Genomic DNA, 26,804 nt, shown 5'->3' with positions numbered 1-26,804 from the left:
TAAGATATATACTGAAAAAAGTCCCTTCAGATAGTTTGAGGGGACTTTCCTATAAAATTAGTTTTTATATCTAAATCCAAAATGATTATTTGTATTTTTTGGCTAGAGATTCGCTGCCAATCGCTCCAATGATAGTCATAAAAAACGGTCCAATTTGAAATAACAGAGAATCCTGTAAGAACACAATATTTAAATCAAATAACTTATTCCCTATTACAATAATAATCTTAGCTAGTATGATTAAAAATCCAATCATTAGAAGAATATCAAAAAACAATTTCCACCTTGGATAGACTAATTTTTGGCTATCTTTTATGAGTTTCTCTTTCAAAGAATTATCCTCCTTTACTAATTCATCAAGAGTAATATCAAATATGTCACTTATCTTAATTAACAATTCAATACTAGGGTAACCTTCTCCACGTTCCCATTTGGAAATAGCTTGTCTACTAATATTAAGTTTTTCTCCAAGCTGTTGTTGTGACATATTATGCTTTTGACGTTCTTCTTTTATTTTTGAAGAAAAATACATATGATCAACTCCTATTCTCAGTATATTTATTTGCACTAAAAAACTAAAGAACCGCATCGTTGCAAGTGTGTAAACTATTAGTTTCCCCTTGGAAACAGCGTTTATTTTTGTTTATAGTCCTTCATTCACTTGTTAATTATTACAAAAAGGGGGTTTAGTGGGCTACCTAAATAAAGAAAAGCCTTTTTATGTTGCTAAAAAAGTGGCAGTTTAGTCAATGTCTTTTTGGGGTTTTCTTAATTATAAGAGTTCTTTTTGTTATTTCGCTAAGAGCAGTATTCCTCTAGTAACTGAAAGTAAATCTAGAGTTTGTGAAATAATGTACTTAAGCTAACGGGTGCTTTACTTGAAGAACATTGAGTTGCATATGCAGCTCTTTTTTTCTTATTGAACTAACGGGGCAGGTTAGTTCAATAAGGTGTTTGTTATATCATTTAACAATAGAAATAGATGGACGAAGAAAAAGAAGTAATACAGTTTAATATTAGTTTCGGTGAACCGTATCATAAGTAAGTGCGATTTCTCTGTAAAAAAACAATAAGCCTATTTAAGATAAAGCTGTCTAGAATAGGCTGTATTTCCATGTTACAAGCAAGAGAGTTTTTTATATGGTGAATAGACTAGCAATGTATTCAAATTTCTTTTGTTAGAAGGTTTTTTGACATAATGTGGTGAAATTATTGCGCGCGGTCGCAATTGATTGTGTGAAGGCTGACCATACAGCTGCTTCCTCAGCGGCGGCGACTTAACGTAGGAACGTACAATATAAAATGCTGAGAGGTTTTCTTTAGAAATTCAAATTTTGAAATAACATAAAAAAGTGGTGAAATCTCGAAAGGATTCCCTGCTTTTTATTATGGAATTTTTATGTGAAGACCTTAAAGAATAAACGATAAACTATAACAGGCTAAATCAATTAAGATTTGGTCTGTTTTTGTTTATACCTACCACTTTTGTAATAATATTGAATTAATGAAAAGAAACTTATTAATAAATAGAATCTAGTATGTTTGATATGGCGTACTATTTTTTTTTAGAAAATATTTCATAAGGTTATTAATAATTATGAGAATTAATTTAATTTTGAGCGATGTTTTAAGTGTAGGGGCTCTTATGGTTTAAGAAAGGGTGTTTGTATGATGATAACTAATGAAAACTTTATAAAGTATCTTAAGAAAAAGCGAGAAGAAGCACTTCAATATGTAATCGACGAGTATGTCGGTATCGTAAAGGCAGTTATATATAATGCTTTAAAATCTTACAATGATCCTCAAATGATAGAAGAATGTATAAGTGATACATTTTTAGGAGCTTTCGAAAATGCTAAGCAATTTGAGGGAGATAAAGAGGATTTTAGAAAATGGATTTGCACAATAGCAAAATTTAAAGCAATTAGTAAGCAAAGGAAGTTATCTAAAGCGCCATTTTTTTATGAAATAGATGAAAAAAGTGAGGCGGTAAAATCAGCTGAAGAAGAATTTTTGATAAAGACCTCTACAGAAGAATTATTAAAAATGATGAGCCAATTAGACCAATTAGACCGTAATATTTTTACGATGAAATACTTTTTAAATATGAAAAATGAGGAAATTGCTGAGCATCACGGTTTGACAAAGGCTGCTATTGATAACCGATTGTATCGTGGAAAAAAACGGTTACAACAGATTCGTTTGGGGGGAAGTGTGACATGAAAAAGTTATATAAACAATTTAATCACTTAAAAATTGACATGAATATGGATCCGATGGAAGTGAGTACTCTTGAAAAAGAGAGAATTAAAAGAAATGTTATGAAAGTAAAAAAGAAAAAGCATTTAACAAGAAATTTTGTGGCTGCAGCTGCATTTTTAGTTACGTCAAGTATTTCAATCGGCTACGCATTCCCTACTTTTGCTGCAAACATACCGGTTGTCGGGAATATATTCGGGTTATTCGTTGATGACGAGAAGTATGTTTTCGAAAAGCATGATGAATATTCTACTAGTATTGGAACGACTCAAGAAAGTAATGATGTTGAAGTAACTGTAACAGATGCTGTTTACGACGGAGAAAATATTACGATAGCTTACACAATAAAGAGTGAAAAAAGATTAGGGGAAAGGCCTATCTTAGAGGGTGAAATAACTGCTGATGAATTTGAAAATAGATATGAACATAGTGGATTCGATAATCATTATATTGTCAAAAAAATAAATGACAAAGAGTATGCTGTATTATATATTTACGAACTCATTAAAGGACCAAAGCCAGAGAAAGTACAAATTACTTTCCAAGGCAATAAAATTGTTGATTTAAATAATGTAAATAATGAAATAACAGGAGACTGGTCATTTGAATTCACTTTAGAAAAGCTTGCAAGTGAAACTAAAGTATTTGAAAAAGGTAGTATAAAAACGGAAGCTGAAGGTACAGAAGTAATCGTTAGAGAATTAACAGAAACACCTATATCTACAACACTTAAAATTTCAGAATTAGTAGATATGGCATTTATAGCTAAAGAGGAAGAAGCGTGGCGTGGCGTATTAATTGAGTACAAGGTATCCGATAATTTAGGAAATGAGTATAATATTGTTCAGTATAGAGGTACAGGACATAGTACAGATTTCAATGACCTAAGTGTAAGTCATGCACGCATTACTACAAATCGTTTTGATGAAAAAGCAACTTCGATAATGATTACTCCTGTAGTAGGTATTTACAAAATGAAGGACAGTGAAGGTTCACTAGAACTCATTAAAGAACCATATAAAATTGAACCCATCATAGTACCTATAAAGTAATACCATAAAAATTAAGGCAGAAATCGAGTGGGATTTCTGCCTTTTAATATATTTATCAAGATGGTTTTTTAATTTTCATTATATAATTAAAAGTCAACGTTTTTACGACGTTGATCCATATTAGTTAATATTTTTTGACTGTCTGTATTGGCCATATTTGTATATAGAGAAGTCGTTTTAATATCATTATGACCAAGTTGGTCACGAAGCAGAATATTAACTTGATATTTTCAATTGAAGATAATGCGCCTAAACCCATGTATATCAAGGGTTTAGACGCTTTTTGTTTTTTTGTAATGACACTGAACGTGTTATTAACAAAACTACAATCACAATTTCAGGTGTTGACCTTGGCAAAATTAGATATGTAAGTAAATCACGATAAAGATTGTGAAAAAATGTACTTAAACTAACGGGGCAGTTTAGTTGAAGAGCGTTATTTAACTTGTGTTCAACAATCGGGCTATTTAATTGAATAACACCTTTGATAAAATTAATGAATTTATGTTAAAATTTAGGTTAAATTATAAACTGATGTACATAAACTAATGACGCAATTTAGTGGAGGAGGGATTATATGTATGAGTGAAATATCTTTTAATGAGTTAGAGAAGAAAGTGAAGAAGATTAAAATTGAAGGTTTTGTCATTTATAAAGGAAATACACGGATCTTTGAATATTTAAAGAATAAAAAAGTCGTAGAAAATCCGACAAAGGTTTATTCCATTACAAAGAGTATTGTGTCTATATTAATTGGAATTATGGTCGATAAAGGGCTAATAAAAAACATTCATGAACCTATTTATAACTACTTTCCGGAAATATTAGAGTTCAATGACCCAATGAAGGAGGAAATCACATTATTTCATTTGCTGACTATGACTTCGGGGTTACAAGTAGGAAAATTCCAAAGTTCAAAAAACTGGGTTAAATTCATACTAGAACAACCAGTTATAGATAGACCAGGTTCAACCTTTGAATATAATAGTGGAAACTCTCATTTACTAAGCGCGATCATCCAAAAAGTTTCTGGAGGTTCTACCGCCTCATTTGCTGAAGAATTTCTATTCCATCCATTAGGGATAAAAAAATACATATGGGTAAAGGACCCGCAAGGAATTCACGAGGGTGGCTTTAGTATTTCATTAAATTTAGAGGACATGGTGAAGTTTGGATTTTTATTACTAAACGAAGGGCAATGTAAATCAAATCAAGTGGTTTCATCTAACTGGATCCACGAGGCAAAAAAACCATATAAACAATTTGAAGCAGAAGAAGACAGAACAGCTGGATATGGTTATCAGCTATGGACTTGTGAAATTACTAATAGTAACACCAAAATTGAATATTACTATGCGAATGGCTTATACGGACAATATATATTTATTGTTCCGAAGTTAAATATTATGGCTGTGGCAAAAAGTTATCTACAAGATGACCAGTCCTCTGCGCCGAAACTCTTTTTCGAAGAACTTTTACGTAGTTGGAAGGATGAATGAGACATTTAAACAAATGAAAAGGGGTTTTTCTCCTCTTCCGAGATCATAAAAGTATCTTGTAAAAAGGAGAAATCACTATCTTGATATTCAACAATCGGGCGCGATTGTTGAATATGCGTCTCTTTTTTCTTCTTCAACTAATGGGTGCTATAGTAGAAGATCGTTGAGCTGTTCAGACATTTCTTTTTTTACTGAGCTAACGGGGCAGGTTAGTTGAAGAGTATTGTTGAATTGTTATAGGTAAACAGATAATTGTGTGCGTTATACAAGGGGGTTTTGAGGTGAATGTAATTGCGTGGCTGATCGTTGCTTGTGAAATAGGGTTTTGGGTTATTATCGCTTTAGGTCTATTCACACGATATATTCTAAAAAGAAATAAATTAGGATTATTTTTCCTAGCTTTAACACCTGTTATTGATTTAATTTTATTAGTTGCCACGGGTATTGACTTGTATCGTGGTGCGACTGCTACCCAAGTGCATGCAATTTCTGCTGTATATATTGGAATCTCAATCGCATTCGGTAGGAGTATGATTGAATGGGCTGATATACGTTTTCAATATTATGTGATGAAACAAGGAGCGAAACCATTTAAGAGATTTGGCATCGATTATGCGAAACACTATTTTAAAAGCTGGGGACAACATGTGCTTGCTTTTCTAATAGGTGCCGGGGTTTTATTCACCTTAATCTATTTAATTAACGATTCAGCTCGAACAGAAGTGTTGGCTGGATTTTTAAAAATATGGACACTTGTGTTAGGTATCGATTTTTTGATTGCCATAAGCAATTTTATTTGGCCGAAAAGGGCAAAGGGATAACAATATTATAATACCGCAATCGGGCGCGATTGTTTAAAAAGCGTCGCTGTTCTAATTCAACTAACGGGTGCTTTAGTAAAGATCTTTGAGTTGTTCAGACAGCTCTTTTTTATCCAACTAACGCGGCAGGTTAGTTGAATAAAAAGTTATAGTTAACATCAAGTAAATCACTAGTGTGGAGTGTTGTTATTGAAAAATTTTTCTAAACTTTTTAGAAGTACAAATATTAGTAGTATGGCTATGTTTCTTGGGTTTTTGACTTTATATACTATAATTTCAGGGATAGATCCTAACATATTTATTATTGCAATCATTACAATACTTTTTTGGATAGCTAATTCATTGCAAGTTACCAAAGAAAATAGGAAGTAGCACATCACTACATCCTGTTTTCTAGTTTTTATTAAACTAACGGGGCAGTTTAGTAGAAGAAGGATATGTTAGGGGGATTTAATATGAAACGTTTAATTATAGGTATAGCAGTAATTTGGTTGATTTTATTAGCTATGTGGTTTTTTACTACAGGGTCACCAAGTTAGAGTGTTATCGGATTATTAAACTAACGTGGGCTTTACTTCAATAAGACGTAGAGCCTTTTTCTTATTGAACTAACGGGGCAGGTTAGTTGAAGAAGGAAAATGTAATTAGGTTTGACTGGGAAAATTGTCGATGATATTAAAAAAGACACCGAAGTGTCTTATGTTTTTCAAATTAGCATACCGATAAATTGAAATTTAATTACTTAACATTATGTTTATCTTGGGAGCGAGGTATTTTATCGGTGAGTGTATACAAACCATGTAATGCTTGCTGTTAATAATGCTGACGAAATCAAAGCTGTAAGAACACTATATGTTTGCCAAATAAGTATCGTTGACCAATCGAAAGCACAGCACAGTATACCCAGGGCAATCGTAGCGATCAGGAAAATAACTGTTACGATTATTCTCTTTTTTGTCATTGGCTGCCGCTCATTCGTTTTCCTTCTGCGTAATCCTAAGAGAAATAGCAGAACGGCCAATAGGCAAAGAATAATAGTGATAGACGACAAAATGATATCCAAAAGCTGTGTGCCGCTTATTTCATATGACTGAGTTAGATTGCCGTCTAATATATCTTTAACTTTTAGTACCAGGTTTATATTGGTATTTGCGCCGTTGCTCAGCAAGCAGACGGCTGTTCGTTCATTTAGCAGTATGGCTACTTCGGTTCTGAAATTTGGATTGCCCCCAGTGTGTTCTATAATCGTTTGTTCGGCGTTTACCGACCAGCCTGCCGCATAATACATATCGTTGACAGCCGAAACAGACATATCACCACTATGTGATTTTTCGATAACCGTGTGAAATATTTTGGGTATGTCCTGCACGATACCCATCTGTATGCCCATCCAACGCGCCATATCTTTTGTATTAGAAATGATGTAGCCTGCGGGTTTATTTCCAGCATAATCCGGAGCTTTAAATGGAGTTGTCATAAAAAAGGAAGAACGGTAGCCCTGTGCCAACTGTCCAGTGGCTTGAGCATCTTCTTTATAAACATACGTCTGGTGAAGACCTAACGGCTGAAATACCTGTTCCCTCATAAAGTCTTCATAGCTTTGTCGCGACACAATCTCAATAACCAAACCCAATACGTCATAATTAACGGTTCCATAGTTATACTGTTTACCGGGAGGGAACGCTAATTCAGCATCTACGAGCATTTCCACAGTCTTTTGCAACATATCCGGTGTATGGCCTTGTGGAATATTTTGAGTATGCCTAATATTTGTTAGACCACTGGTATGGTGAAGAAAGTTATTTAGTGTAAGGCTTTGCATATCAACAGGTTTCCCTTGATACTTTAACGTAAACCAAGGTAAATATTTTTGGACAGGGTCAGTCATTGAGAGCAGCCCTTGCTCTTCCAACAGCATAATACCTATTCCGGTAAAAGCTTTACTGACCGAGGCTAACTCATAGAGTGTATTTTCACTTGCAGACAAACCCTTTTCACGGTCTGCATACCCTGAAGAAAAGTAGAATACTTCATCATCAGCAAGTATTGAGATTGACATTCCCGGCACACCTGATATACGACAGGCATCATCTAGCAACGCTTGTATTGCCGCAGATTTCGAATCTGACAACGCATAACTTTTTGTTGCGAATCCTGAGAATAATATAAATATCGTTAATACAAAAACAATAATCTTTTTCATAAATTCTCCTTTTTGAAAAATTATAAGAGAATAATATAAATAACCTACTTTTACAACTACTAAACTAAATTTTAATTTATCTTTCTATTCACCTATATAATATCAAGTATTTGTGAAGAGTTACACTTAAACGAACATGCGTTAGTTCAATAAGAAGTAAACAACTTTATTATTCATTTTTTAAGTATTATATAAACAGATGGATGTAATTTGAAACAACTTTAAAGAGCCTTGCTACGTAGAATGTAGTAAGGCTCTTAGCTTTTAATAATCAAAATTCAATAACTTTATTATCATTATACAGCTGGATATATAGTACATACAAATTTGGTGATAATTTGGGATTATTGCTGTTAGTTCGAAAAGAAGACAATGTTCTTATTGGGCACGCTGGTCTTGTTCCACAAGTAATTGAAAATGAAGAGGAAATAGAAATAGGGTATTGGATCGCTCGAGATTATTGGGGACAAGGGTATGCAACAGAAGCACCGATTGCACTTTGGAAATAAGGAAAAGAACATCTAAATAAACATAGATTTATCGCTTTAATTCAGCCTGAGAATATCGTTTCGCAAAAAGTAGCTAAAAATATAGGAATGGTAATGGAGAAGAAAATAATATTAGGAGGGAAAAGCGTAAACGTATTTTCAATATCATAACAATGTCTTATTGAAATAACTGTCCCATCATTACTGTAGTTCTCCTAATATTTATTACAGATAATACCCTTCTAAAGTGGGGGCTTCTAATAGTTGGAATAGTTCTAGTTAAAAACTTCAGGTGAGCGTTAATTTATTTATTAGAAGTGATTTATTGTTGGAAATAATATAACAATTAAAATTTGTGAAGGATTTCACTTAAACTAACGGGTGCTTTATTTCAATAAGGAGTAGAGCCTTTTTCTTATTGAACTAACGGGGCAGTTTAGTGGAAGAAGAAAATAGCAGAATGAGGTGGATCCATTGATTAAAATAATTGACATTAGTAATAGTAAAAACGCTGAAGATGTTTTAAACATTCAAATACCATCATATAAGGTAGAGGCAGAAATAATCGGTTCATATGAAATACCACCATTAAAGGATACAGTTTATACTTTGCAACATTGCGGAGAAACTTTCTTTGGTTATTATGAAAATGAAGAATTATGCGGAGTAATATCTATAAAAGTAGACGATGATGTTGATATACATAGGTTAATCGTACATCCAAACCATTTTAGAAAAGGAATTGCACAGTTGCTTTTAAATTTCATTGAAACTAAGTTCCAGATTGAAACAATAAAAGTAGCAACAGGCTCTAAAAATATTCCAGCAGTTAGTTTTTATAAAAAGAATGGATTTCGAAATATTAAAGAGGTCATTGTAAATGAACAACTATCCTTAACCTTTTTTGAAAAGAGATTTTAATTTTCTTATTGAAGTAATGGGGTGCTTTAGTAGAAGATCTTGGAGCTGTTCAGACAGCGCTTTATTAGGTAGAAGTTTATCAACAGTAAATGTGCTGTAAATGAGGAAAGAAACGATTAAATGATTAAAAGGGTCACTCGTTGGCAAGTGACCCTCGATGAGAGAAAAGGGATGAATAAGGCTAAATTACCTTAACCTTATACAATTATTATTATGGGGTAGCTACAAAAAAGGCTGTAGATTAATACAGGAAGCTAGCGCCGACAATAATTAAAAGAATGAATAGGACAACGATCAAAGCGAATGATGAATTGTTACGGTTACCGTAGTTGTTATTATCATAATTTTGATATCCCATAATAAAATTCCTCCTTTCTAAACATATAATATGTGTTGTTATAGAAAGGACAGGTGATATTCATCTAATCAATCATTATTTTTGAATTAAGGTGAAAATTTATCTACGGTACGATTCGAGACTTTCAGGTAGTGGTCATTAAATGTCTTTATCGACTTATGCCTTGTTAGCTTTGCTATTGTCTTTAAATCAGCTCCATGCTCGTGCGTATCTGAAACTAATGTCTTTTGGAAATTGTATGCTGTTAAACCCGTTCATTTTTTAATCGTTAAGGTAGGCTCTTATTGATATATCTTTACTTACATATTTCTCGTGATTACCATTGAGTGACGCAGTGATATCCAAAAAAGCTGTCATTTTGAACAATCTTTATTCAAAATAACAGCTTTTTATATACATTAATTCTAAAAGGGCACGAAATTGAAGAGGGAAAACTGCTTAATCCTTCTCAATAAATTGATCAAGCCAGGTCTCTACTGCTTTTTTCACGTTTCTTGATTTCTCCATAAACTCATCCATAATATAGCCGATTAACCTAGAAAGTGAAGCTTCGTCAGCTTCATATGGATTATCTCTCTGTATATAAGCCAATACCAATTCAAGCTGCTTCTTTCTTTCTGGGTCCAAGATGGTTTGTACATATTTACTTATGTACTCATTGACGATGTTTGTGTTCTGTATGGAACTTTTCAGAAGCAGTGCTGCAGCGTTTGAAATTGTAGTATCTAGTGAGTAAGCAAGTTCAGCTAAATCATCGTACAGTCTTTGATCGAATCGCATAGATACCCTTGGCTTTATCCCAGGTGTCTTTTTTCTTCTCTCGGATAGTAAATCTTTGTTGCCAATGAATACTGTATTTCTAAATCGATAATCTCATCGGAAATGAATGGCCAAGTTATCGATTACTATTTTCGTATACAATCCTTTCTTACAAATTGTTTCACCAACAGTCTTCATCGGACTACCTGTGATATGTGATAGCCTTGAAATACACTCGTATAGTTCGTATTCTACACAAGGTTTTATATCAATCTTACGATCTGACCTCACTCTTTTTCCTGTCTTTTTTTCTGGCTCTTTTATCACTCTCTCGGCTTCTCTCTCCACTTTTCCTAACCTCTCTTCCGAACTTTAGTCTGGGACACATTCATTTTGTTCTAGATTTAAAAGTGTATGAAATTTGGTAGGGGAGTATGCAGAAAGCGATTATAACTTTCATAATTGGGCATACTAAATTAAAAACGGAGGTATGGTCGATGGGATATAAAGTGAAAATGACATCAGAAGAGTCAAAAAAAATTATGCAAGGTTGCAAAGATCAAGGGAAAAAATATGGCTTACCAGGGAATAAAAAAAAATCAAAAGCTATAAAGAAATAACGAATTAAAGGGGGGAAATAATAATAGGCGTTTTATATGTGTTTAGAATGCTTGTCCTAAAAAAGCGGGATTCCTACTAATAATTTATTAGAAGTAGTAATAATTTCTTTGAATTATTAAGCCGATTTAAATGTAGTGAAGGGCTAACTCATATGCTGGTTGGGGTACTACATGGAAGAAAAATATCTGTAAGTTGGACGAGGGCAGGGAAGGTATTCAACCTTACATAGTTGCTGACAATTATCGCTTATTATAAGCCTACTAATTAAATAAAAAGGAGAGGGATGTAAATTTACCCCTCTCCTTTTTGTTTTACTAAATAACCTATTTCTTTAGTTGAATCTGTTTATACTTATTGAAGTTCTGAACGAATCGGTTCTTCAGGATAGTATAAATCTTTACGTAAGCAGACATCTCGATGGGTGAGTGTTTCACCTTTAAAACGAATCCAAATTTCATCATCTGCCATGACTCCATGTGTTTTTCGTACAATGCCCCAGCGATTATAAGATTGCATATCCAGTGAAGCCAGTAATTCTTTTGCGTTGACCCGAGTAGGAGGGAAGGTACGCCATTTTAGCCAACGATCTATTTCATCTAAGCTAATATGACCTTTCATATTCGGTGAAAATTGTTTGTTAAAATCATCAATATAGTTAATTACATATGGGGTGCCACCATTTGCTGGTTTTAAATCAACATGGGCAATAATATCATCCATCCACATTACGTCAAAAGTCATGTAATCAATCAATGGATTCACTTCCTTCAATGAATAAGTGTTTCAATGCTGGATCCCGCAATTGTGAAAGTAATACGTCCTTAGCACGTCCAAAATCGTACTGAGATTGTTCGATTGCAGTTACTAATTTCTCTTTATCAATGAATGCTGGTCCTTCGTAAAGGCTAAGTTGCTTTGTGAAGGATGAATTCAGTGGCTTTGCCTTTACTCTTCGCTTTAAAATCGTTAATGGTTTGCTAGTTGGATAGTCTTTTTCATCAGATAATAGGCTAAGTCCGTTATCAAAAATCGGTGCCAGCTCCCATGTTTTTTCTTTTGGGTCATATAAGAATAAAATGTTATTCGTGTGCCGATCTTCATTTAGAATAAGTGCATCGAAAGCGAATAACTGTGCGATTTGATGATTTACAACGAGCCCTGTATACTGCTCCACCTGTTTCATCAATAGGTCGAACTTTTCTAGGGTAGAAAGTGTTTTGTTACTTGTAATCGAATCAGTAGAGCTGAAATTTGCTTCAAATAAGCGCTCTAATGTCACTTCTTGTTTTGTACCACGAAAATCGAGTGAATAGCAGCCGTCAAATTGTTCACCGTCAGCTAATTGAATGATACATGGCTGATAGACGACATATTTAGAGCGGTCAAGAGTTGAGCATTCAAGAACGAGTGAAGCCAATACCTCTGCTTGTCCCTCATAACCTCGCGCATTTTGTTTGACCCACTTGTTGCCGATACGCCATTTCGATTGATCGCCCTTACTAGAAGTACTAATAATACGTTCAGCGTCGATAGGAATATGAATTGTTTCCATTTCATCACATCCATTTTATATGAGTTTACTCAATTATATAGTGAATTATTGCTTACCGCACTAAAAGTTGTTCATAGAGAATGACTTGTAATGTAGAAATTATTTGTGAAATTCAAACTACACCATAAATTCCTACAGGATTTTCGTGAACAACTTAAAACTTTTAGACTATCTGAATTATCAAATCTTAAATAAATAGTATATAAAAGGAATTATTGATAAAATAATAGGTTTTTTATAATAATATATGTTAATTTAATGTTATATAACGATAGTTAACTTCTATTTGTTGCTCAATATTTAATAGTGTTCTTAATAATTATCTTCACCCTTTTATTCTTGCTTCAATAGTGCCAATACCCTGATATATTCTCTTTTTTATCTGTCATCTTATTTTAATATTTTTTGTTAAATGCTATTTGGATTGGGTTTAGACATAAAGAAGGAAACTATTTTTAATGGAAATTTATGGAGATAGAACATTTCAGACTTTAGTGAGTGCTCATTTAAAAACCAACTTAAGAATTCAATGAAAAAACTGCTCGTAAAATTGGTGGGGCGAGAATGGCATTGATGGTTGTTAAAGCTAATCTTGCTTGGGGTGATATAGCTGTTTTCGGATTTGGAGTTTCTTATGGATACACTTGGAAATATAGAAATAAAAAATAAAGAGGGATTTTAATGCATAAACAATTACAACTTTTATATTCAATACTAATTTATTTGGGTGTGTCTACTTTAATTATATTTGTTGGGATTTTGGCGATAGCTGATGAACCAATAATAATCTCTGTTAATTTATCAACAAAGGTTCTCTTAGCTTTTTTATTTGTTTGTCTATTACTGATTGTTGGTAATTTGAATGACTATTTTAACCACATTAAGAATAAAAAGATAATTTTTGTAATTTGTCTTGTAATTGCTGTATTTATTGTTCTATTTACTTTGGGATGAAAAATAAATGCTAATGAGCAGCTAAACGGTTAACTATTTATAATGGTTAACCATTTTTAATAAACTTATTAAGCAATTCTACTTTTTTTGAACAAAGAAAGATTATGAATATATAACATTTTATTAAGGGTGAAAAAAATGAGTGAATTTTTATTTTATACGAGCGTTACCTTATTGATAACCATTGCTATTGCTTTTTCATTTGAAAAAATCTTTAAAAATAGACTTTTTCAGAAGTTAAGTTTAAGTTTAGTTTTAATTATTGGAATTCTGTTGTTGGTTAGTATTTTTATAGATAAACAAGATGGATTATCGAATATACTTCGTGGTTTCTTCGTATTGATACTATGTATATTATTCCTGAATTTTATATCTTCACTAGTTAGTTTGAAGCGTGCAATCATTTGGGGAACCTTATGGATCTTAATTAGTGTTGTTTTATTAATAACTTCATAGAATAAATAAAGCATGTACGGACAAATTATATTAATAGTACAAATAATGATTGCTTTAGATATATAGAAGGAAATAATCTTTTTAATTTTCATTATATAACCACAACGTTTTTACGACGTTGATCAATATTTGTTAATTTTTTTGACTCTAATCGAGTGAATAAAAGCCCTCAAATTGTTCACCACGCCTTTACTGTAAGTACTAATAAGACGTTCAGCGGCGATTGGAATATGAATTGTTTCCATTTCATCACATCCAAATCCAGATGGCACGACTGAAGAAAAAACTTACGATAAGGATGGGAATTTATTAACAATTAAATCAACTGATGGAACAACAACGAATTCGTATAATGCTAGAAATCAATTGACAGAAACGGTTGCTACAAATGGCGAAATAACTACGAATTCGTATAAAGGTCCTTCTCTTATTTCTTCGACTGTAAAAGGTGAGACAACTAAATTCGAATATGATGCTTTTGGTCGAATGACTAAAATATTATATGCTAACGGCACGTATGAAGCTGTATCTTATGATGATGACAATTATAAAGTGACAGATACAGATAAAAAAGACAATACAACATCTGTGACTTATACTATTTATGGACAGAAACAAGAAGAAATAGATGGAGAGAGCCATACAAAAACATACGAGTACGATCCTCTCTATTTAGATTCTATAACATCAATAACAGATGGTAATGGTCATAAAACAGCTTATGAATATGATGTTAACAATAATTTATCGAAGTTAACAGATGCATTACTTCGTGAAAAATCATTTAAGTATAATAAGAATGACCAAGTAACAATAATAGATATGCCTAAGATGACATTCCAATATGGTTATGACATCAATGGCGAATTAAATGAATCTATTTTACCTTCAGGTATTAAAAGATTATATAATTATAATGAAAGCGGTCAAATTGATACGGTTCAGGTGATAAATCCAATAGGAGATATCATCTCAACAACAAGTTATCGATATGATGAAAACGGGAAGACAAGTAAGGTTACACAAGATGGAACAGGCTTAAAAACATACGCCTATACAACTGAAACTAATTTGGTTGAGAAATATACACTAGGCTTATTCACTCAATCGTTTGCATATGACGAGCAAGAACGTGTAACAAAACGTCAAACTTCGTATGATAAAGGGTTATCTGTGTTAAAAGAAACATTGTTCAAAAATAATAGTGATGATATCGATCATGTGAAATATGGTGTTGGTGATAATACGCTACACGATTATCAATATGATAAAAATACAGAAGATAATCAAAGTATACTCAACTTAAATGATGGTACACTAAAACAAGTTTCGCAATATAATGATGCGAATAATTTAAGCTCTCTAATGTACACAAGCAAAACACAACAGCCATTTGATATTCAATATGAATACACGAAAAATGGAAATATCTCAAAAGAAACAGTCAATGGAAACGATTTAATCTTTGAATACGACAAAAATGAGCAATTAACGAAGGAAACATTACCAAATGGTGATGTGAATACGTATAAGTATGATGAAGTTGGTAATCGTAAAAAGGCCCATTTGAAAGATAAAGAATATACATTCGAGTACAATGATGCTAACCAAATTACAACGAAAAATGACACAGCATACAAATATGATGCCGATGGCAATTTATTGGAAGATGAAAACTATAAATATGCGTACAATGAGCGTCAACAATTAACAACCGTCAAAACGTCTGCTGGAAAAGCTATCGCAGCCTATACTTATGATGAAGATGGTTTACGTTTAACAAAAACAATAGGAACTACAACACATGAATACTTCTATAATGATGAAGTATTAGATTTGGAAATTGTCAAAGAAAATAAAGAAATCACACAGTACCTTTCATACGAGTGGAATGGCCATACACCACTTGGTATGATTATTAAAGCGAAAAATGATGTAGGTGATTTTGAAACGAATGCTTATCAATTCATTACAAATCACCGTGGTGATATCTTAAGTATTCGTGACAGTGAAGATAAAGAAGTAGGCTCATATCAATATGATGCGTACGGGAATGTTTTAGCAGTCGAAGGTACTATAGCAAATGAAAATCAGATACGTTATGCAGGGTACTATTATGATGATGAAACGAAGAATTACTATTTACAAGCTCGTTATTATAATCCAGAGAATGGCGCATTTTTAGAGCTAGATCCACATCCTGGTGATGTGGATGAACCACTATCACAGAATGGATACAATTATGCGAATAATAGTCCAGTGATGAACGTAGATCCTAATGGTCAAAGTAGTTGGAAAGTGGTTCGAACAGATATGTTAGCAAATGGTATTAATGCCATTATTGGACTAATAGCTGGTGGATATGGAATATATGCAGCTGTGAAAGCATTAAGATCATACTATTTAAAAAAACGTGTGGAAATGAAGATAGTTTCTTATATAACTAAATTCGGTGTATACAAATCTGTTGCGGTTGGTATTGCTGCAACAATTACAACATTCATCTTAAATATGATGGGGGGAGTTGGTTTTATAGCAGTATATGTACTAACACGTTATTTCAGTGTTGTAACAAAAAAAGCTAAACAGTTTGTATATTGGGGACCAATAATCAAAGTAGATTATATTAATTTCGGAAAAAGAAGGTAGGGTTTAAAATTTTATATCTTAATCTTTTAGAATGTATTTTATATTTGATTATTTTTATAGTTTTGCTCTTATCATTTACTAATAAGATTCATTATAATAACGTTTCTTTATTAAAGAAAGTATTGATATTGTTGAATTATATATCAGTGATTATACTAACTATTAGTTGGAAATCTTCAAGTTTTCAAGGTTCAATCTTATTTATTGCCTTGTCATCAATAGCTATAATCATGATTAGCATAAAAGAAAATAGCAAACCAAATAAATTCATTAAAATACACGTACTTGGAGTTTTAATTTGTTATACACTTATAGGTATTATAATTGCAATTAGTGGGAACTAATGTATATTATTGTGAAGGTGGATTAACAAAGGAAACATCATTAATGTTAAATTGTTGTATATTTTCTCATATGCATTTATTATTGGATACCCTAAACCAATTGAGGGTTCTATAGTATTTGTTTTTGAAGTCTAATGTGGGTTTAATAACATTTTTAATATATTTTAATCAATCTTTTTTATGAAAATTCCAACAATACAAAATAAAACGCTCGTATTTTGATCAATCTTTATTTCAAATACGAGCGTTTTTTATGTTGTAAAATCAATGTTAGTAGCATGGTTTTAATTAAAATTTGTTTCTAGCCCACAACATTTGAATTAAATTTTTTTCCGCTTTAGTTCCATTTTATCCAAAACCTTTTGACTATCAGTGTTTGCCATGTTGGTATAAAGTGAAGTCGTTTTAATATCATTATGACCGAGTTGATCCCGAAGAAGAATATTAACTTGATATTTTTAATTGAAGATAATGCGCCTAAATTCATGTGTATCAAGGGTTTAGACGCTTTTTATTTTTTTGTAATGACACTGAACGTGTTATTAACAAAACTACAATCACACTTACAGGTGTTGCTCTTGGCAAAATTAGATATGTAAGTAAATCACGATAAAGATTGTGAAAAAATGTACTTAAACTAACGGGGCAGTTTAGTTGAAGAAGAGAAACTTATACATAATATTAATATAGGATTTTCAATTCGAAAGATTAAGTTATATATTAGAAAATATGCTAAAATTTAATTATGTTAGCATATTTTTTTCTTATTGATGAATCTAAATTATAAGTAATAAGTTGAATGGAGTTGCAATTTATGATTTTCAGGCTGTTAGATGACATTGGTTTATACATAGCACCAATTTTGAGTATTGTTTTCTGTTTAAACTTAGTTAGTATATTGAAAAAGATAAAAACGGATGAAAAAACTTCAATAAATACCTTTTTAATGACAACATCATTTCTTTTAATCGTGTGGATTATTATAATCAGCGCTACATTTCAGTTTTAGCAAAGTATTTCTTCAATTAACGGTGCAGGTTAGTTGAAGAGTATTGTTTAACTTGTGTTCAACAATCGGGCAATATTGTTATATAAACATCTGAATAAACAAGCCGATTAATCTGAAGATAAAGGGGATTTATATGAATACAAAACGGAAAAGGAAGGTCTGGGGGATAGGCTCAGGAGTATTTATTGTACTTGCTATAGCTTTCATATCTTGGTATTATCCATTATCGCTTTTTAGCATCCATCAAAGCTTTACATATCATCCTGGTTCGGGTACCCATAATGGCAAAACCTACGAAGAAGAGATTGCCGAGTTTAAAGCTGCCTATGAGAAGGATCTAAAAAAGGATTTAGAAAGTGTTAATTACAATCCTACGGTAAATCGAACTCAATTTATTCTTCCGATTTTTGAACAAGAATGGCTGATCGGCACGGACTCCAAAACAATTGATAAAGATAAACTGGATAGAATGCTTTTCGATGTACAACAGGCAAGAAATACCCTGTTAGACCTTGTTTCTGAAGGAGATTATTCCAGAGAAGAAAGAGTATACATGGTTGACAGCATAAATAATTTCCTTAACTTGGAGGAAAGTATTAGATTTATAAGAAACGGAAAATATTTTTCGAGAAGTGATTTGCAAAGGATGTTAGGTAATTTACAAGGAGATTTCTGGGCAGGTTTTGATTACTATACCACCGTTTTTTATGAAATATCTCATAAATAAAAGTTTGAAGCAATCGGGCTCGATTGTTTAATAAGTGTCGCTGTTCTAATTCAACTAACGGGTGCTTTAGTTTAATAAGGATTTACTAAAGATCAAAAAATAAAGACCAAGTTAATCTACAAAATGTGTAGGATCAACTTTAACTTTATTTTTTTAGAGCAACAATCTATATGAAAACAGCCTTGTTTAATCATTTACCTATAGAGATAGACGTACGAGGGAAAATAATCAATACAAATTAACATTAATTTCAGTGAACCGAATCATAAGTAAATGAGGTTTTTTTTCCATTAAGTTGTTCATGTTGTTCCAGTGTGCTGAAATGTGAAGCTTCACCGCGTCTTCCATGTAGTCTTTGTTTGTGAAATAGGCGTAGTCAGTTAAGTAAGTAGTCATCTGTATATTCCTCATTTACCCTCTATCTAGAGAGGAATCTGGAAAGTGAACAAGTTTAAATAAAAAGTAGCCTCATGAAACATGAGGCTATACCGATTCAAAAGATGTATAAAGTTAACGTTTCTTCAGAAGGCGAAAACTAACAGTGCTGGCCAAGCTAAAGGATCAATCACATCTATATTTAAATTTAGGTTCTGTCTGAATGTAAAAGGCATTTCTTACTTGCGCACACCAATTTGCAAAGGCGGATCTCCATTCGGGCGTTTTAAAGAATTGTTCAACAGTTTGTGTTTCAGAATGCCACACGATAAATAGGTTGAGCGGGGCAATTCCTCCTGCCCAAATTCCGTTATTTGCGTCTGTATCCTCTTCCCTGACTAATAATAAGGGAAGTCCAAATTGAAATGCCATTGAGGGTTCTACTTGCGAATAAACGGAACCTTCCCAGACCGGAGTGGGTGGTGGGAGGGGTCCGGTATTGACCTCGACTGTTTCAACTTTAAACCGACGAAGGTTGACTGCCAACATTCCATAACTTGATGAAACTAACCGACGAATATCCGTTAAAATCGATTCGGGATAACTTTCGCTTAGAGGCAATGTACGCGGAAAAAGCAAAGCGTTCTCAATCTCCAAAATTAGACGGTTTAGAAACCGTTGTTGGTTGTCATTTAAATGCGTTGTCGTACTTAAAAATATGGGAATACGATAAGCGCGGTCAATGCACGCTTGATGTGCTGAATCTATTTTTTCTTTATCTCTTTCTCTGCGTGAAGTGTTATGTCCATCATGACTCATTTTCTCACCTACTTTTTTCTTAATATATGAAAAAGGAATAAGGAGGATTGGACATAATTGTTCAACTAACGGGGAACTTTAGTTGAAGATCATTGAGTTGCAAATGCAGCTCTTTTTTTCTTTATAAAACTAGCGGGGCAGATTAGTTGAAAAATGAATTGTATATTAAACCCAATTTAAACGGTAAAACTGGTAAGATTGTTGTAATGATTCTTACATAGGAGGCGATGAATATATGAGATTACAGAAATGTGATAAATGTAATACTCAATTTAAATGGAGTATAATCTTTAAATCTCTTTTTTTAGCACACAGACCTATTCAATGCAATCAATGTGGCACGGAGCATAGGATAATATTCTTTTCAAGGGTTATATTGTCTTTCTTGTCAGTTATACCATTGTGGATATTTGGCTTTATAATATCAACTCAATTATCGTTATCCATTTCTTATACTTTTTCGATAATGATTATATATGGTGTTTTTTTGTTTTTGTTACTTCCTTATTTTGCGAAGTACAATCCGGAATACTGAATATATTTATGGTGAAATAAGATTTTTCTCTTATTAAGCCAAGGGGTGCTGTGGTTAAAGATTATTAAGTTGCATAGGCAGCTCTTTTTTCCTTTCTTGAACTAGCGGGGGCATTAGCAAAAGATTATTGAGCTGTTCATATAGCTCTTTTTTTCTTGTTCAACTAAAGGGGCAGGTTAGTTCAATAAGATAATGATAAAAGAAAGGGAAGGGAAATTTAGTTAAGATTACAATTGGCTACTACATGACCTTGTTGCCATTGATTCTAGAACAAAAAAGCTCGATCCAATCAATCGGACCAAGCCTTAAGGGAAATAATTGTTTTATCAAATGACAGAATATCGTCAGTTCCCGACTTATTTTGTCATTCAACAATTTGTAGCTTAATTATAAAAATTGATAAAAAATATATCTTACAAGGCTATATTTTAAAGTTAAATCAAATGAACCTACTTAGAACGCCTTTCGTTGATATATAACAGTGGTAGTCCCCCAAGAAATAAAATAGACTAATATAATAACAAGTGTCGCTCCTGTATATAAAACCGGGACGGATAAATTAACAATAAAATCAGTTATTGCTGTTAAATGTTCAGCTAAAAACAATACAATAGCCGGTCCTATAGCTGCTAAAAGGAGAAAGCTAATCATTACAACCGTTGAAATATAGCCTGGTTTTAATATATAAAATAATGGAAAGGTAATCGCGGCAAATAATAAAAATAAGCTACTACCAATCGCAATATCAATCATCGTAAACGGTTTATTGAAAGTAAATAATGCTAGACTTGTCACCCCAATTGCTAAAACCATATAAACAATAGCACCAAGATAACGTGATGCGATTATTTCCGTACGTGTATAAGGTAAGGAATTTAATAATATGTTTGTCTCTACTTTTTCATCGTAAGCATAAGTATTAAAGGGAATAAAAATACTGGCAATGAGAAAAGTCAAAGCTGGATGTGCGTCCATAATGATAAAGAATAAGATAAAAGGAATAAATAATAATAGTTGCCTTTTCTGTAGTATGACATCACGTCTGATTAAATTAAACATGGTGTATACCGCCTTTCAAGTAATACATGATATCTTCCAGAGAGGGGCGTTCAATGACAACTGTGTCTCCGAAAGTATTTTTCACTTCTTTAATATTATTCGTTAATGCTTCAAATCCTGTTGATGAACGATGAATATGAACAAAGTCCTTTTCCGTGTCTCTATCCAGAAGATCCGTTCCCCCTTTAACGAGTGCATAGTTTTCAGCTACGTCGTGAATGGACTGATTAAATACTAATTCCCCATTATGCATAAAAGCTATATAATCTGCGATACGATCTAAATCTGTTGTAATATGCGTAGAGAAGAAAATGGTACGATTACCTTCAATCATTAATTCCTGTAAAAGATCCAATAGCTCTCGTCTAAAAATGGGGTCTAAGCCTGCTGTTGGTTCGTCCATGATAATCAGCTCTGCATGATGTGATAGTGCTATTGCCAATGAAGCTTTCATTTGCATCCCTTTTGAGAAAGTTTTGATCGCTTTATTAAGCGGTAATTTGAATTGTTCAACATATTGATAAAATAAAGTATCATCCCATTGTTTGTAAGCTGGTGCAACTATACGTTTTATATCTTTTATGTTCAGCCCTTCAAAAAAAATATTGCCATCGTAGACAAATCCAATTCTTTCTTTGATAGCCTTCTCATGCGTCTTGTAGTCCAACCCGAAAAGCTTAATTTCTCCGGTATCCGGCTTTAATAGATTCATCATCATCTTTATCGTTGTCGACTTACCAGCTCCATTTGCTCCAATGAATCCAGTTACAAAGCCTTGCTTCACTTGTAAATTAATATTATTAACGGAAAATTCTTTAAATTGCTTCGTTACATTTTTTAATTCAACCACATTTTCCATTCACTTCACTCCTCGTATAAAATCTTCAATAATTGCTTTAACTCATCAAGTGACAGGCCAATTTCTCTACTATTTGTTATGACCGCACTCAGCTGCTCCTCAATGACCTTTAGCTTCTTCTCTCTTATAACCTCTAAATTTTGCTCTGCGACAAAAGAACCTTTCCCGACAATGGAATAGATAAAGCCCGCCTTCTCCAATTCCTCATAGGCACGTTTCGTCGTTATAACACTAATTTGTAAATCCTTTGCGAGGTTACGCATGGAAGGTATTGCTGAACCCTCCTGTAGTTCACCTGCTAAAATAGACGACTTAATTTGATTCGTAATTTGTTCATAAATCGGCTCCTTTGAACTGTTGGAAATAATAATTTGCATGTTAATCCCTCTTCTTTATTTTTTTGAAAACATACTTGAAATAATGTCATATACTGCTTGAATCAGTATAGCAATAACGTGAATTGTCATGAACATATTAAAAAATGGAAAGGAATAAGGGGCAATCCATTTAGTAAAGAGCTTCAAGTCCAAAATCCATCTTGCTAACCTGGCAAATAAGGTACCACTATCGTTTATGTTTGGCTCCAGGAAAGTACCATCAACGGCGATAAAGATCAATTGAACAATTAAAAATATACCAATGGTGATCATCCAGCGTTTTGCCAGATTAATATTATGAGTTTTTTCTATGCCTATCATTTGAACACGTCTCCTCTCTTAGAGTGTTAGTGTGTCGGTTGTTACTCCTTCTTTAAAGGTCATTTAAGAACGATTTGCACATAATTACCCTCATCCCTGTATAATGTATATATACTATATTCACATTATATACATACGTGAAACGTCACGCAACTATTATCATTTGAAAAGAAAGAAAATTAAAACGATTTTAAAAACAAAGTCCACTTGAATTCAACAAAAGAAACCTCTATTTTGAAAAAGAGTAATCAAAAATGATGTGCTTCTTTTGTTTAAGTGTGTGATTTTTGGTATTTTTATAAATTGAAAAAGAAAATCAGAGTTCCTATCAGGGTCCTTGTTTATTTTTTGTTCGATCTGCCTTACGTTTTAGCTGAAAAGGCAAAACAATATAAAGGGGATTGTAAAATCGTCATATTCGATATTACAAGAGGAGGACATACGGAAGCTAACTTTGGAAAAAATAGCATTATGTTTCTTAAGGATTATCAAGGAGTAGCAGAAGGTAACTACTACTGTGAAGTGGAGTATTATCCAGGAACTGAACAAGGAAAGTCATGAAAATTTATCAGTCAAAAGGGGGATTAATAAATGAAAAATAGTTTCATCTTCAACTTACGGGGTGCGTTAATTAAAGATTATTGAGTTGCATATGCAGCTCTTTTTTCTTTATTGATCTAACACAGCAGTATAGTTCAATACGAGGTGCAATCCAGGAGGTTTTTAGTAATATTAGAACTAAAATTTGTTGGGAACATGATGATTAATAAATGAGTAAAACAGTTACTTCTGTCAGTTACTATAAAATATGATAAAGAGGAGGTCACTTTACAAGAATTAGGTATTGATAAGAATATGAACGATAAAGCAATGAAAAAAGCAGTAGAGGAATTTTTCCGAGATTGGCTTTGGAATAACGCCTACATCATAGACGAGGACTAACTTAAAAGTACGAACCTACTCTGTAACCAAAAGAGGAATTTACTTATTCAACTAACTAGCTAATAATGTGTATGATAGATAGTTAAATAATGGGATTTCATTGTGCTATACTCTAAATGAGGTATGATAAATAAACTTTAGATTATATTTAGAGGAGACGTTATGGAAAGTAGGTACATGAAAAATTATTTCACCGTCATTTATGAGCAACGAGAAGAATTTACTAATGAGCTAAAAAATTTTAAAAATAAAGAATGGGAACGTCCTCAAGAAGACAAGTGGTCTTTTGGAGAAACATATTATCATTTATACTTAATGGTTAGACTATTTAGACAGTTAAACAAACCGTATTTACCGATTTCAAAGCCCATTGCTACAATAAGTAGAGGAAAGTCATACAAATTTCATAGTGAAGATATATTCACTGAATATAAAGAAAAACACAATAAACCTATGAAAGCACCTTTTGTTTTAGTGCCACCAAAAGGTATTAAAGAGAAAATTCCATTTGATTGGATAGTAAACGAGTTAGATAGCGAAACTAGGCATTTAGAAAAAATACTTTCTAATATTAGTGATAACATTGCTGGACATATACGTTACCCCGATCCAATAGCTCATTATCCAAATTTAATACAATGTATTGATATACTAGGAATACATGAAAAACATCATTTTTTATTATGCAAAAAATATTATAACTTACATTGATATTGACCTATAAAACAGATATTTCATTTGAAAATTCCTTAAAATGCGAACGGGGTGCTTTAGTTTAATAAGAATAGGGCTTGTGTTTATGATTGATTTTCATATCTGCAATTCCTTTTGTTCTACTGTATCCTACAGTTACCTATAGCATTAGACTTCAACAGGAGCGAGTTAGCATATTTTTTCTTCCATAGGGTATTAGTTCCGAAACTATAATAAGAGTCTTATTGAACTAACGGGTGCTTTGGTAGAAGATAGTTGAGCTGTTCAGACAGCTCTTTTTTCTTCTTCAACTAAAGGGGCAGGTTAGTTGAAGAAGAAATTAAATCTTTAATTGTTATGGTATTTTTTAACCATTAGCTTTTTAATTTTGTCACCACTACTTTTGGTGATTAACCCAATTATTTCTTATACTCCATAAAGAATTTATAATCCTGCTCTACTTGGTTCGCGTATGAAATGGCCCAGTGTGAAAGGTAATGAACAAATCCGTCAACATCATCACCAATTGCTTTTAATATCTCGTCTTCACTATGATAAGGTAGGATACCTTCATTAATATCCGCATCTGCCCGAGCATGGACTTTTGCTGTTATTCGTCCCATTTGTTCAACGGTCTCTATCATGTCCTCATGACTTTTCATCATTTCTAGTTTTAATTTCTTTTTGTACGGAGAACGTTCGCGTATGTAAAAATCACGGTTATCTATCGTCACATTTCCTAAATGAGGATCCGCTTGATGATGCATTGCTCGTTGTGTCATAATCACGCGTTGCCCTTGATATGAAAAAGTTTCCCAAAACTCTTTATTATACGGCATAAAATAAGCAGGAATTGGTACCCTAACCTCTTTCATCTCTAAGATTACATCATCTAAATCTTCTTTTTGTTGTCCACCTTCTATTAAAATATAAAAACGATCTAATCCGATGGAGGCTGTTCCTGATCCATGCTTAATCGCAATATCTTTAATACGGTACTTCGTTTCATCATTCATCTTTTCTACGGTTTCTAAATATTGAGGCCAAACTTTTTCAATCTCTGCTCTCGCCGCATCGCTTAATCGTTGAATCTCATCTGATTCCACAAACTGTCGCTCTGATTGAAAATTGGAAGTAACCTTACCTAATAAATGTGCCTCACTTCTTTTTTCTAGCTTTTTTAATAACTTGTGAATCGCTCCGTTTGCTTTTTTCTTTGTCACAAAAAAAGTATTTGGTAAATCTTTGCGGGTCTGAAATCGCGACATTTGTTTATGATACGTTTGCAGGTATGCTTCTACCACGTCAATCTGCTTGTTTACTTCATAACCTAATTGACGACAAACAAGCACGACACTAACAGACATGCGCAATAAATCATATAAATAAGAACCTAAGTAACCTTCATCAAAATCATTAATATCAAATACTAGCTTCCCTTCTTCATTGTGAAATGCACCAAAATTCTCAAAATGCAAATCCCCTTGAATCCATGTAGGCCTGCTCTCTAACGTATGATATGGAAACCAATGATTTGTTACATCATAATAAAATAAATATGCACTGCCACGGAAAAAAACAAACGGACTTTGTTTCATTTTCTCATACTTTGACTGGCGATTTTCTTCTGTATGCCCCATAATTTTTTGATCAAATTCTACTAATATCTTCTTTAGAGTCTCCATTCGTAAATCACGTTTCGTTTGCTCGACACGTTCTCCAAGGTTCACCATCAGTTTCTCTCTCCCTAATTGTATAAATTTTACTTTATAAATAGTTTACTTTATTTATAACTTCCACGCTATTGATCTATCCATTGAGTAGATGTGTTTTTTTATATGGAAGCACGTTTAAAGTATTTGGAGAACTTTCCTTTAAACAAATTAGTGAACTTTTCGAGAGAATAGAAAGTTGGGCGAGAGTCACATTTCACCGAGCAAAACGTAAAATTCAAGACTTGCTGAAGGAGGACTAGAATGGAGTAAAGTATCATGTGAAATAGTTAAAGATTTGCTTCCATTGTATTATGACAACGTATGCAGTGATGATAGCAAAAGAATGGTAGAAGAACACCTTGTCGAGTGTGAAATTTGTAAAATAGAATTAGACAGCATTCAAGCTGATATTAAATTATCAGTGGAAGATTGTTGAG

The 26,804-nt window shown here is 32.8% G+C and carries 28 protein-coding genes; 14 read left to right on the top strand and 14 right to left on the bottom strand.

Annotated features, from left to right (window positions below):
- Positions 1-85 precede the first annotated feature (85 nt).
- A complete protein-coding gene (locus MKY02_RS17825) occupies positions 86-532 on the bottom strand; it encodes a helix-turn-helix domain-containing protein (RefSeq protein WP_038183358.1) in 447 nt (148 codons plus the stop codon).
- A 1,136-nt stretch (positions 533-1,668) separates the two neighbouring features.
- On the opposite strand from MKY02_RS17825, the gene MKY02_RS17820 reads away from it, so the two are divergent.
- The 4 genes from MKY02_RS17820 to MKY02_RS17805 all read left to right on the top strand — a co-directional run bounded on the left by MKY02_RS17820 (position 1,669) and on the right by MKY02_RS17805 (position 5,631).
- Positions 1,669-2,223: a sigma-70 family RNA polymerase sigma factor gene (locus tag MKY02_RS17820; RefSeq protein WP_076065667.1), complete on the top strand. Its 555-nt coding sequence runs from the start codon at positions 1,669-1,671 to the stop codon at positions 2,221-2,223.
- Entirely contained in the window at positions 2,220-3,311 is a 1,092-nt protein-coding gene (locus tag MKY02_RS17815) for a DUF4179 domain-containing protein (protein ID WP_340711577.1), read from the top strand. The genes MKY02_RS17820 and MKY02_RS17815 overlap by 4 nt, the downstream gene beginning before the upstream one ends.
- Positions 3,312-3,892: 581 nt before the next feature.
- Positions 3,893-4,810, top strand: coding sequence for a serine hydrolase domain-containing protein (locus MKY02_RS17810; RefSeq protein WP_051448688.1), 918 nt, complete (start codon positions 3,893-3,895; stop codon positions 4,808-4,810).
- Positions 4,811-5,091: 281 nt separating this feature from the next.
- Positions 5,092-5,631: a hypothetical protein gene (locus MKY02_RS17805; protein WP_053418064.1), complete on the top strand. Its 540-nt coding sequence runs from the start codon at positions 5,092-5,094 to the stop codon at positions 5,629-5,631.
- Between the two features lie 775 nt (positions 5,632-6,406).
- Here the strand turns inward: MKY02_RS17805 and MKY02_RS17800 are convergent.
- On the bottom strand, positions 6,407-7,834 hold the full coding sequence (locus MKY02_RS17800) for a serine hydrolase domain-containing protein (protein WP_076065670.1): 1,428 nt from the start codon (positions 7,832-7,834) through the stop codon (positions 6,407-6,409).
- A gap of 281 nt (positions 7,835-8,115) precedes the next feature.
- Between MKY02_RS17800 and MKY02_RS17795 the strand changes: the two genes are divergently transcribed.
- Together MKY02_RS17795 and MKY02_RS17790 are read left to right on the top strand one after the other, a co-directional pair.
- Positions 8,116-8,343: a GNAT family N-acetyltransferase gene (locus tag MKY02_RS17795; RefSeq protein WP_340711700.1), complete on the top strand. Its 228-nt coding sequence runs from the start codon at positions 8,116-8,118 to the stop codon at positions 8,341-8,343.
- Positions 8,344-8,796: 453 nt separating this feature from the next.
- Positions 8,797-9,243 (top strand): GNAT family N-acetyltransferase, encoded by a 447-nt coding sequence (locus MKY02_RS17790; protein WP_076065480.1) that lies wholly within the window; start codon positions 8,797-8,799, stop codon positions 9,241-9,243.
- 241 nt (positions 9,244-9,484) lie between these two features.
- Here MKY02_RS17790 and MKY02_RS17785 read toward each other — a convergent pair whose 3' ends face one another.
- From MKY02_RS17785 to MKY02_RS17775, 3 genes are all read right to left on the bottom strand, one after another.
- Positions 9,485-9,601 (bottom strand): YjcZ family sporulation protein, encoded by a 117-nt coding sequence (locus tag MKY02_RS17785; RefSeq protein ID WP_076065478.1) that lies wholly within the window; start codon positions 9,599-9,601, stop codon positions 9,485-9,487.
- 438 nt (positions 9,602-10,039) lie between these two features.
- Positions 10,040-10,381, bottom strand: coding sequence for a hypothetical protein (locus MKY02_RS17780; RefSeq protein WP_083669613.1), 342 nt, complete (start codon positions 10,379-10,381; stop codon positions 10,040-10,042).
- 93 nt (positions 10,382-10,474) lie between these two features.
- On the bottom strand, positions 10,475-10,708 hold the full coding sequence (locus MKY02_RS17775) for a hypothetical protein (RefSeq protein WP_083669611.1): 234 nt from the start codon (positions 10,706-10,708) through the stop codon (positions 10,475-10,477).
- 149 nt (positions 10,709-10,857) lie between these two features.
- On the opposite strand from MKY02_RS17775, the gene MKY02_RS17770 reads away from it, so the two are divergent.
- The gene (locus MKY02_RS17770; protein WP_268746464.1) at positions 10,858-10,980 is read left to right on the top strand and encodes a hypothetical protein; all 123 of its coding nucleotides are present in this window, start codon (positions 10,858-10,860) and stop codon (positions 10,978-10,980) included.
- A 352-nt stretch (positions 10,981-11,332) separates the two neighbouring features.
- Here MKY02_RS17770 and MKY02_RS17765 read toward each other — a convergent pair whose 3' ends face one another.
- Both MKY02_RS17765 and MKY02_RS17760 read right to left on the bottom strand, forming a co-directional pair.
- The gene (locus MKY02_RS17765; protein ID WP_076065476.1) at positions 11,333-11,734 is read right to left on the bottom strand and encodes a hypothetical protein; all 402 of its coding nucleotides are present in this window, start codon (positions 11,732-11,734) and stop codon (positions 11,333-11,335) included.
- Positions 11,727-12,533, bottom strand: coding sequence for a hypothetical protein (locus MKY02_RS17760; RefSeq protein ID WP_076065474.1), 807 nt, complete (start codon positions 12,531-12,533; stop codon positions 11,727-11,729). Before MKY02_RS17760 ends, MKY02_RS17765 begins: the two co-directional genes overlap by 8 nt.
- 681 nt (positions 12,534-13,214) lie before the next feature.
- On the opposite strand from MKY02_RS17760, the gene MKY02_RS17755 reads away from it, so the two are divergent.
- The 3 genes from MKY02_RS17755 to MKY02_RS17745 all read left to right on the top strand — a co-directional run bounded on the left by MKY02_RS17755 (position 13,215) and on the right by MKY02_RS17745 (position 18,672).
- Positions 13,215-13,487 carry a hypothetical protein gene (locus MKY02_RS17755; RefSeq protein ID WP_038183377.1) on the top strand — a complete coding sequence of 91 codons (273 nt, stop codon included), beginning with the start codon at positions 13,215-13,217 and terminating at the stop codon, positions 13,485-13,487.
- 822 nt (positions 13,488-14,309) lie between these two features.
- On the top strand, positions 14,310-16,592 hold the full coding sequence (locus tag MKY02_RS17750; protein ID WP_445329614.1) for an RHS repeat domain-containing protein: 2,283 nt from the start codon (positions 14,310-14,312) through the stop codon (positions 16,590-16,592).
- A gap of 1,486 nt (positions 16,593-18,078) precedes the next feature.
- Complete coding sequence (locus tag MKY02_RS17745; RefSeq protein WP_076065464.1) at positions 18,079-18,672, top strand: hypothetical protein; 594 nt, start codon at positions 18,079-18,081, stop codon at positions 18,670-18,672.
- Positions 18,673-18,900: 228 nt separating this feature from the next.
- Here the strand turns inward: MKY02_RS17745 and MKY02_RS17740 are convergent, their stop codons facing one another.
- Both MKY02_RS17740 and MKY02_RS17735 read right to left on the bottom strand, forming a co-directional pair.
- Positions 18,901-19,068, bottom strand: coding sequence for a hypothetical protein (locus tag MKY02_RS17740; RefSeq protein ID WP_168170721.1), 168 nt, complete (start codon positions 19,066-19,068; stop codon positions 18,901-18,903).
- A gap of 165 nt (positions 19,069-19,233) precedes the next feature.
- Positions 19,234-19,866 (bottom strand): hypothetical protein, encoded by a 633-nt coding sequence (locus tag MKY02_RS17735; protein ID WP_076034065.1) that lies wholly within the window; start codon positions 19,864-19,866, stop codon positions 19,234-19,236.
- A gap of 235 nt (positions 19,867-20,101) precedes the next feature.
- Here MKY02_RS17735 and MKY02_RS22085 point away from each other — a divergent pair, with 235 nt between their 5' ends.
- Positions 20,102-20,401 (top strand): TIGR04104 family putative zinc finger protein, encoded by a 300-nt coding sequence (locus MKY02_RS22085; RefSeq protein ID WP_076065463.1) that lies wholly within the window; start codon positions 20,102-20,104, stop codon positions 20,399-20,401.
- A 453-nt stretch (positions 20,402-20,854) separates the two neighbouring features.
- Here the strand turns inward: MKY02_RS22085 and MKY02_RS17730 are convergent, their stop codons facing one another.
- The 4 genes from MKY02_RS17730 to MKY02_RS17715 are packed head-to-tail and all read right to left on the bottom strand — an operon-like array spanning position 20,855 to position 23,017.
- Entirely contained in the window at positions 20,855-21,460 is a 606-nt protein-coding gene (locus tag MKY02_RS17730; RefSeq protein ID WP_076034063.1) for an ABC-2 transporter permease, read from the bottom strand.
- Positions 21,453-22,319, bottom strand: coding sequence for an ABC transporter ATP-binding protein (locus tag MKY02_RS17725; RefSeq protein WP_076034062.1), 867 nt, complete (start codon positions 22,317-22,319; stop codon positions 21,453-21,455). Before MKY02_RS17725 ends, MKY02_RS17730 begins: the two co-directional genes overlap by 8 nt.
- Positions 22,320-22,324: 5 nt before the next feature.
- On the bottom strand, positions 22,325-22,696 hold the full coding sequence (locus MKY02_RS17720) for a GntR family transcriptional regulator (protein ID WP_038183445.1): 372 nt from the start codon (positions 22,694-22,696) through the stop codon (positions 22,325-22,327).
- 15 nt (positions 22,697-22,711) lie between these two features.
- A complete protein-coding gene (locus tag MKY02_RS17715) occupies positions 22,712-23,017 on the bottom strand; it encodes a YfzA family protein (protein ID WP_038183448.1) in 306 nt (101 codons plus the stop codon).
- Positions 23,018-23,320: 303 nt separating this feature from the next.
- Here MKY02_RS17715 and MKY02_RS17710 point away from each other — a divergent pair, with 303 nt between their 5' ends.
- Both MKY02_RS17710 and MKY02_RS17705 read left to right on the top strand, forming a co-directional pair.
- Positions 23,321-23,578 (top strand): hypothetical protein, encoded by a 258-nt coding sequence (locus MKY02_RS17710; protein WP_143691276.1) that lies wholly within the window; start codon positions 23,321-23,323, stop codon positions 23,576-23,578.
- Positions 23,579-24,121: 543 nt separating this feature from the next.
- Positions 24,122-24,670 carry a DinB family protein gene (locus MKY02_RS17705; RefSeq protein ID WP_076065461.1) on the top strand — a complete coding sequence of 183 codons (549 nt, stop codon included), beginning with the start codon at positions 24,122-24,124 and terminating at the stop codon, positions 24,668-24,670.
- A 401-nt stretch (positions 24,671-25,071) separates the two neighbouring features.
- Here the strand turns inward: MKY02_RS17705 and MKY02_RS17700 are convergent, their stop codons facing one another.
- Positions 25,072-26,385 (bottom strand): DUF2252 domain-containing protein, encoded by a 1,314-nt coding sequence (locus tag MKY02_RS17700; protein ID WP_038183455.1) that lies wholly within the window; start codon positions 26,383-26,385, stop codon positions 25,072-25,074.
- A gap of 277 nt (positions 26,386-26,662) precedes the next feature.
- Here MKY02_RS17700 and MKY02_RS17695 point away from each other — a divergent pair, with 277 nt between their 5' ends.
- Entirely contained in the window at positions 26,663-26,803 is a 141-nt protein-coding gene (locus MKY02_RS17695) for a zf-HC2 domain-containing protein (RefSeq protein ID WP_425318989.1), read from the top strand.
- Position 26,804: the final 1 nt, after the last annotated feature.

The sequence above is a fragment of the Viridibacillus sp. FSL R5-0888 genome, from assembly GCF_038009105.1.
GTDB classification, from domain to species: Bacteria; Bacillota; Bacilli; order Bacillales_A; family Planococcaceae; genus Viridibacillus; species Viridibacillus arenosi.
Note: the sequence above shows the minus strand (reverse complement) of the source record. Positions and strands in the feature narration are given on the sequence as shown.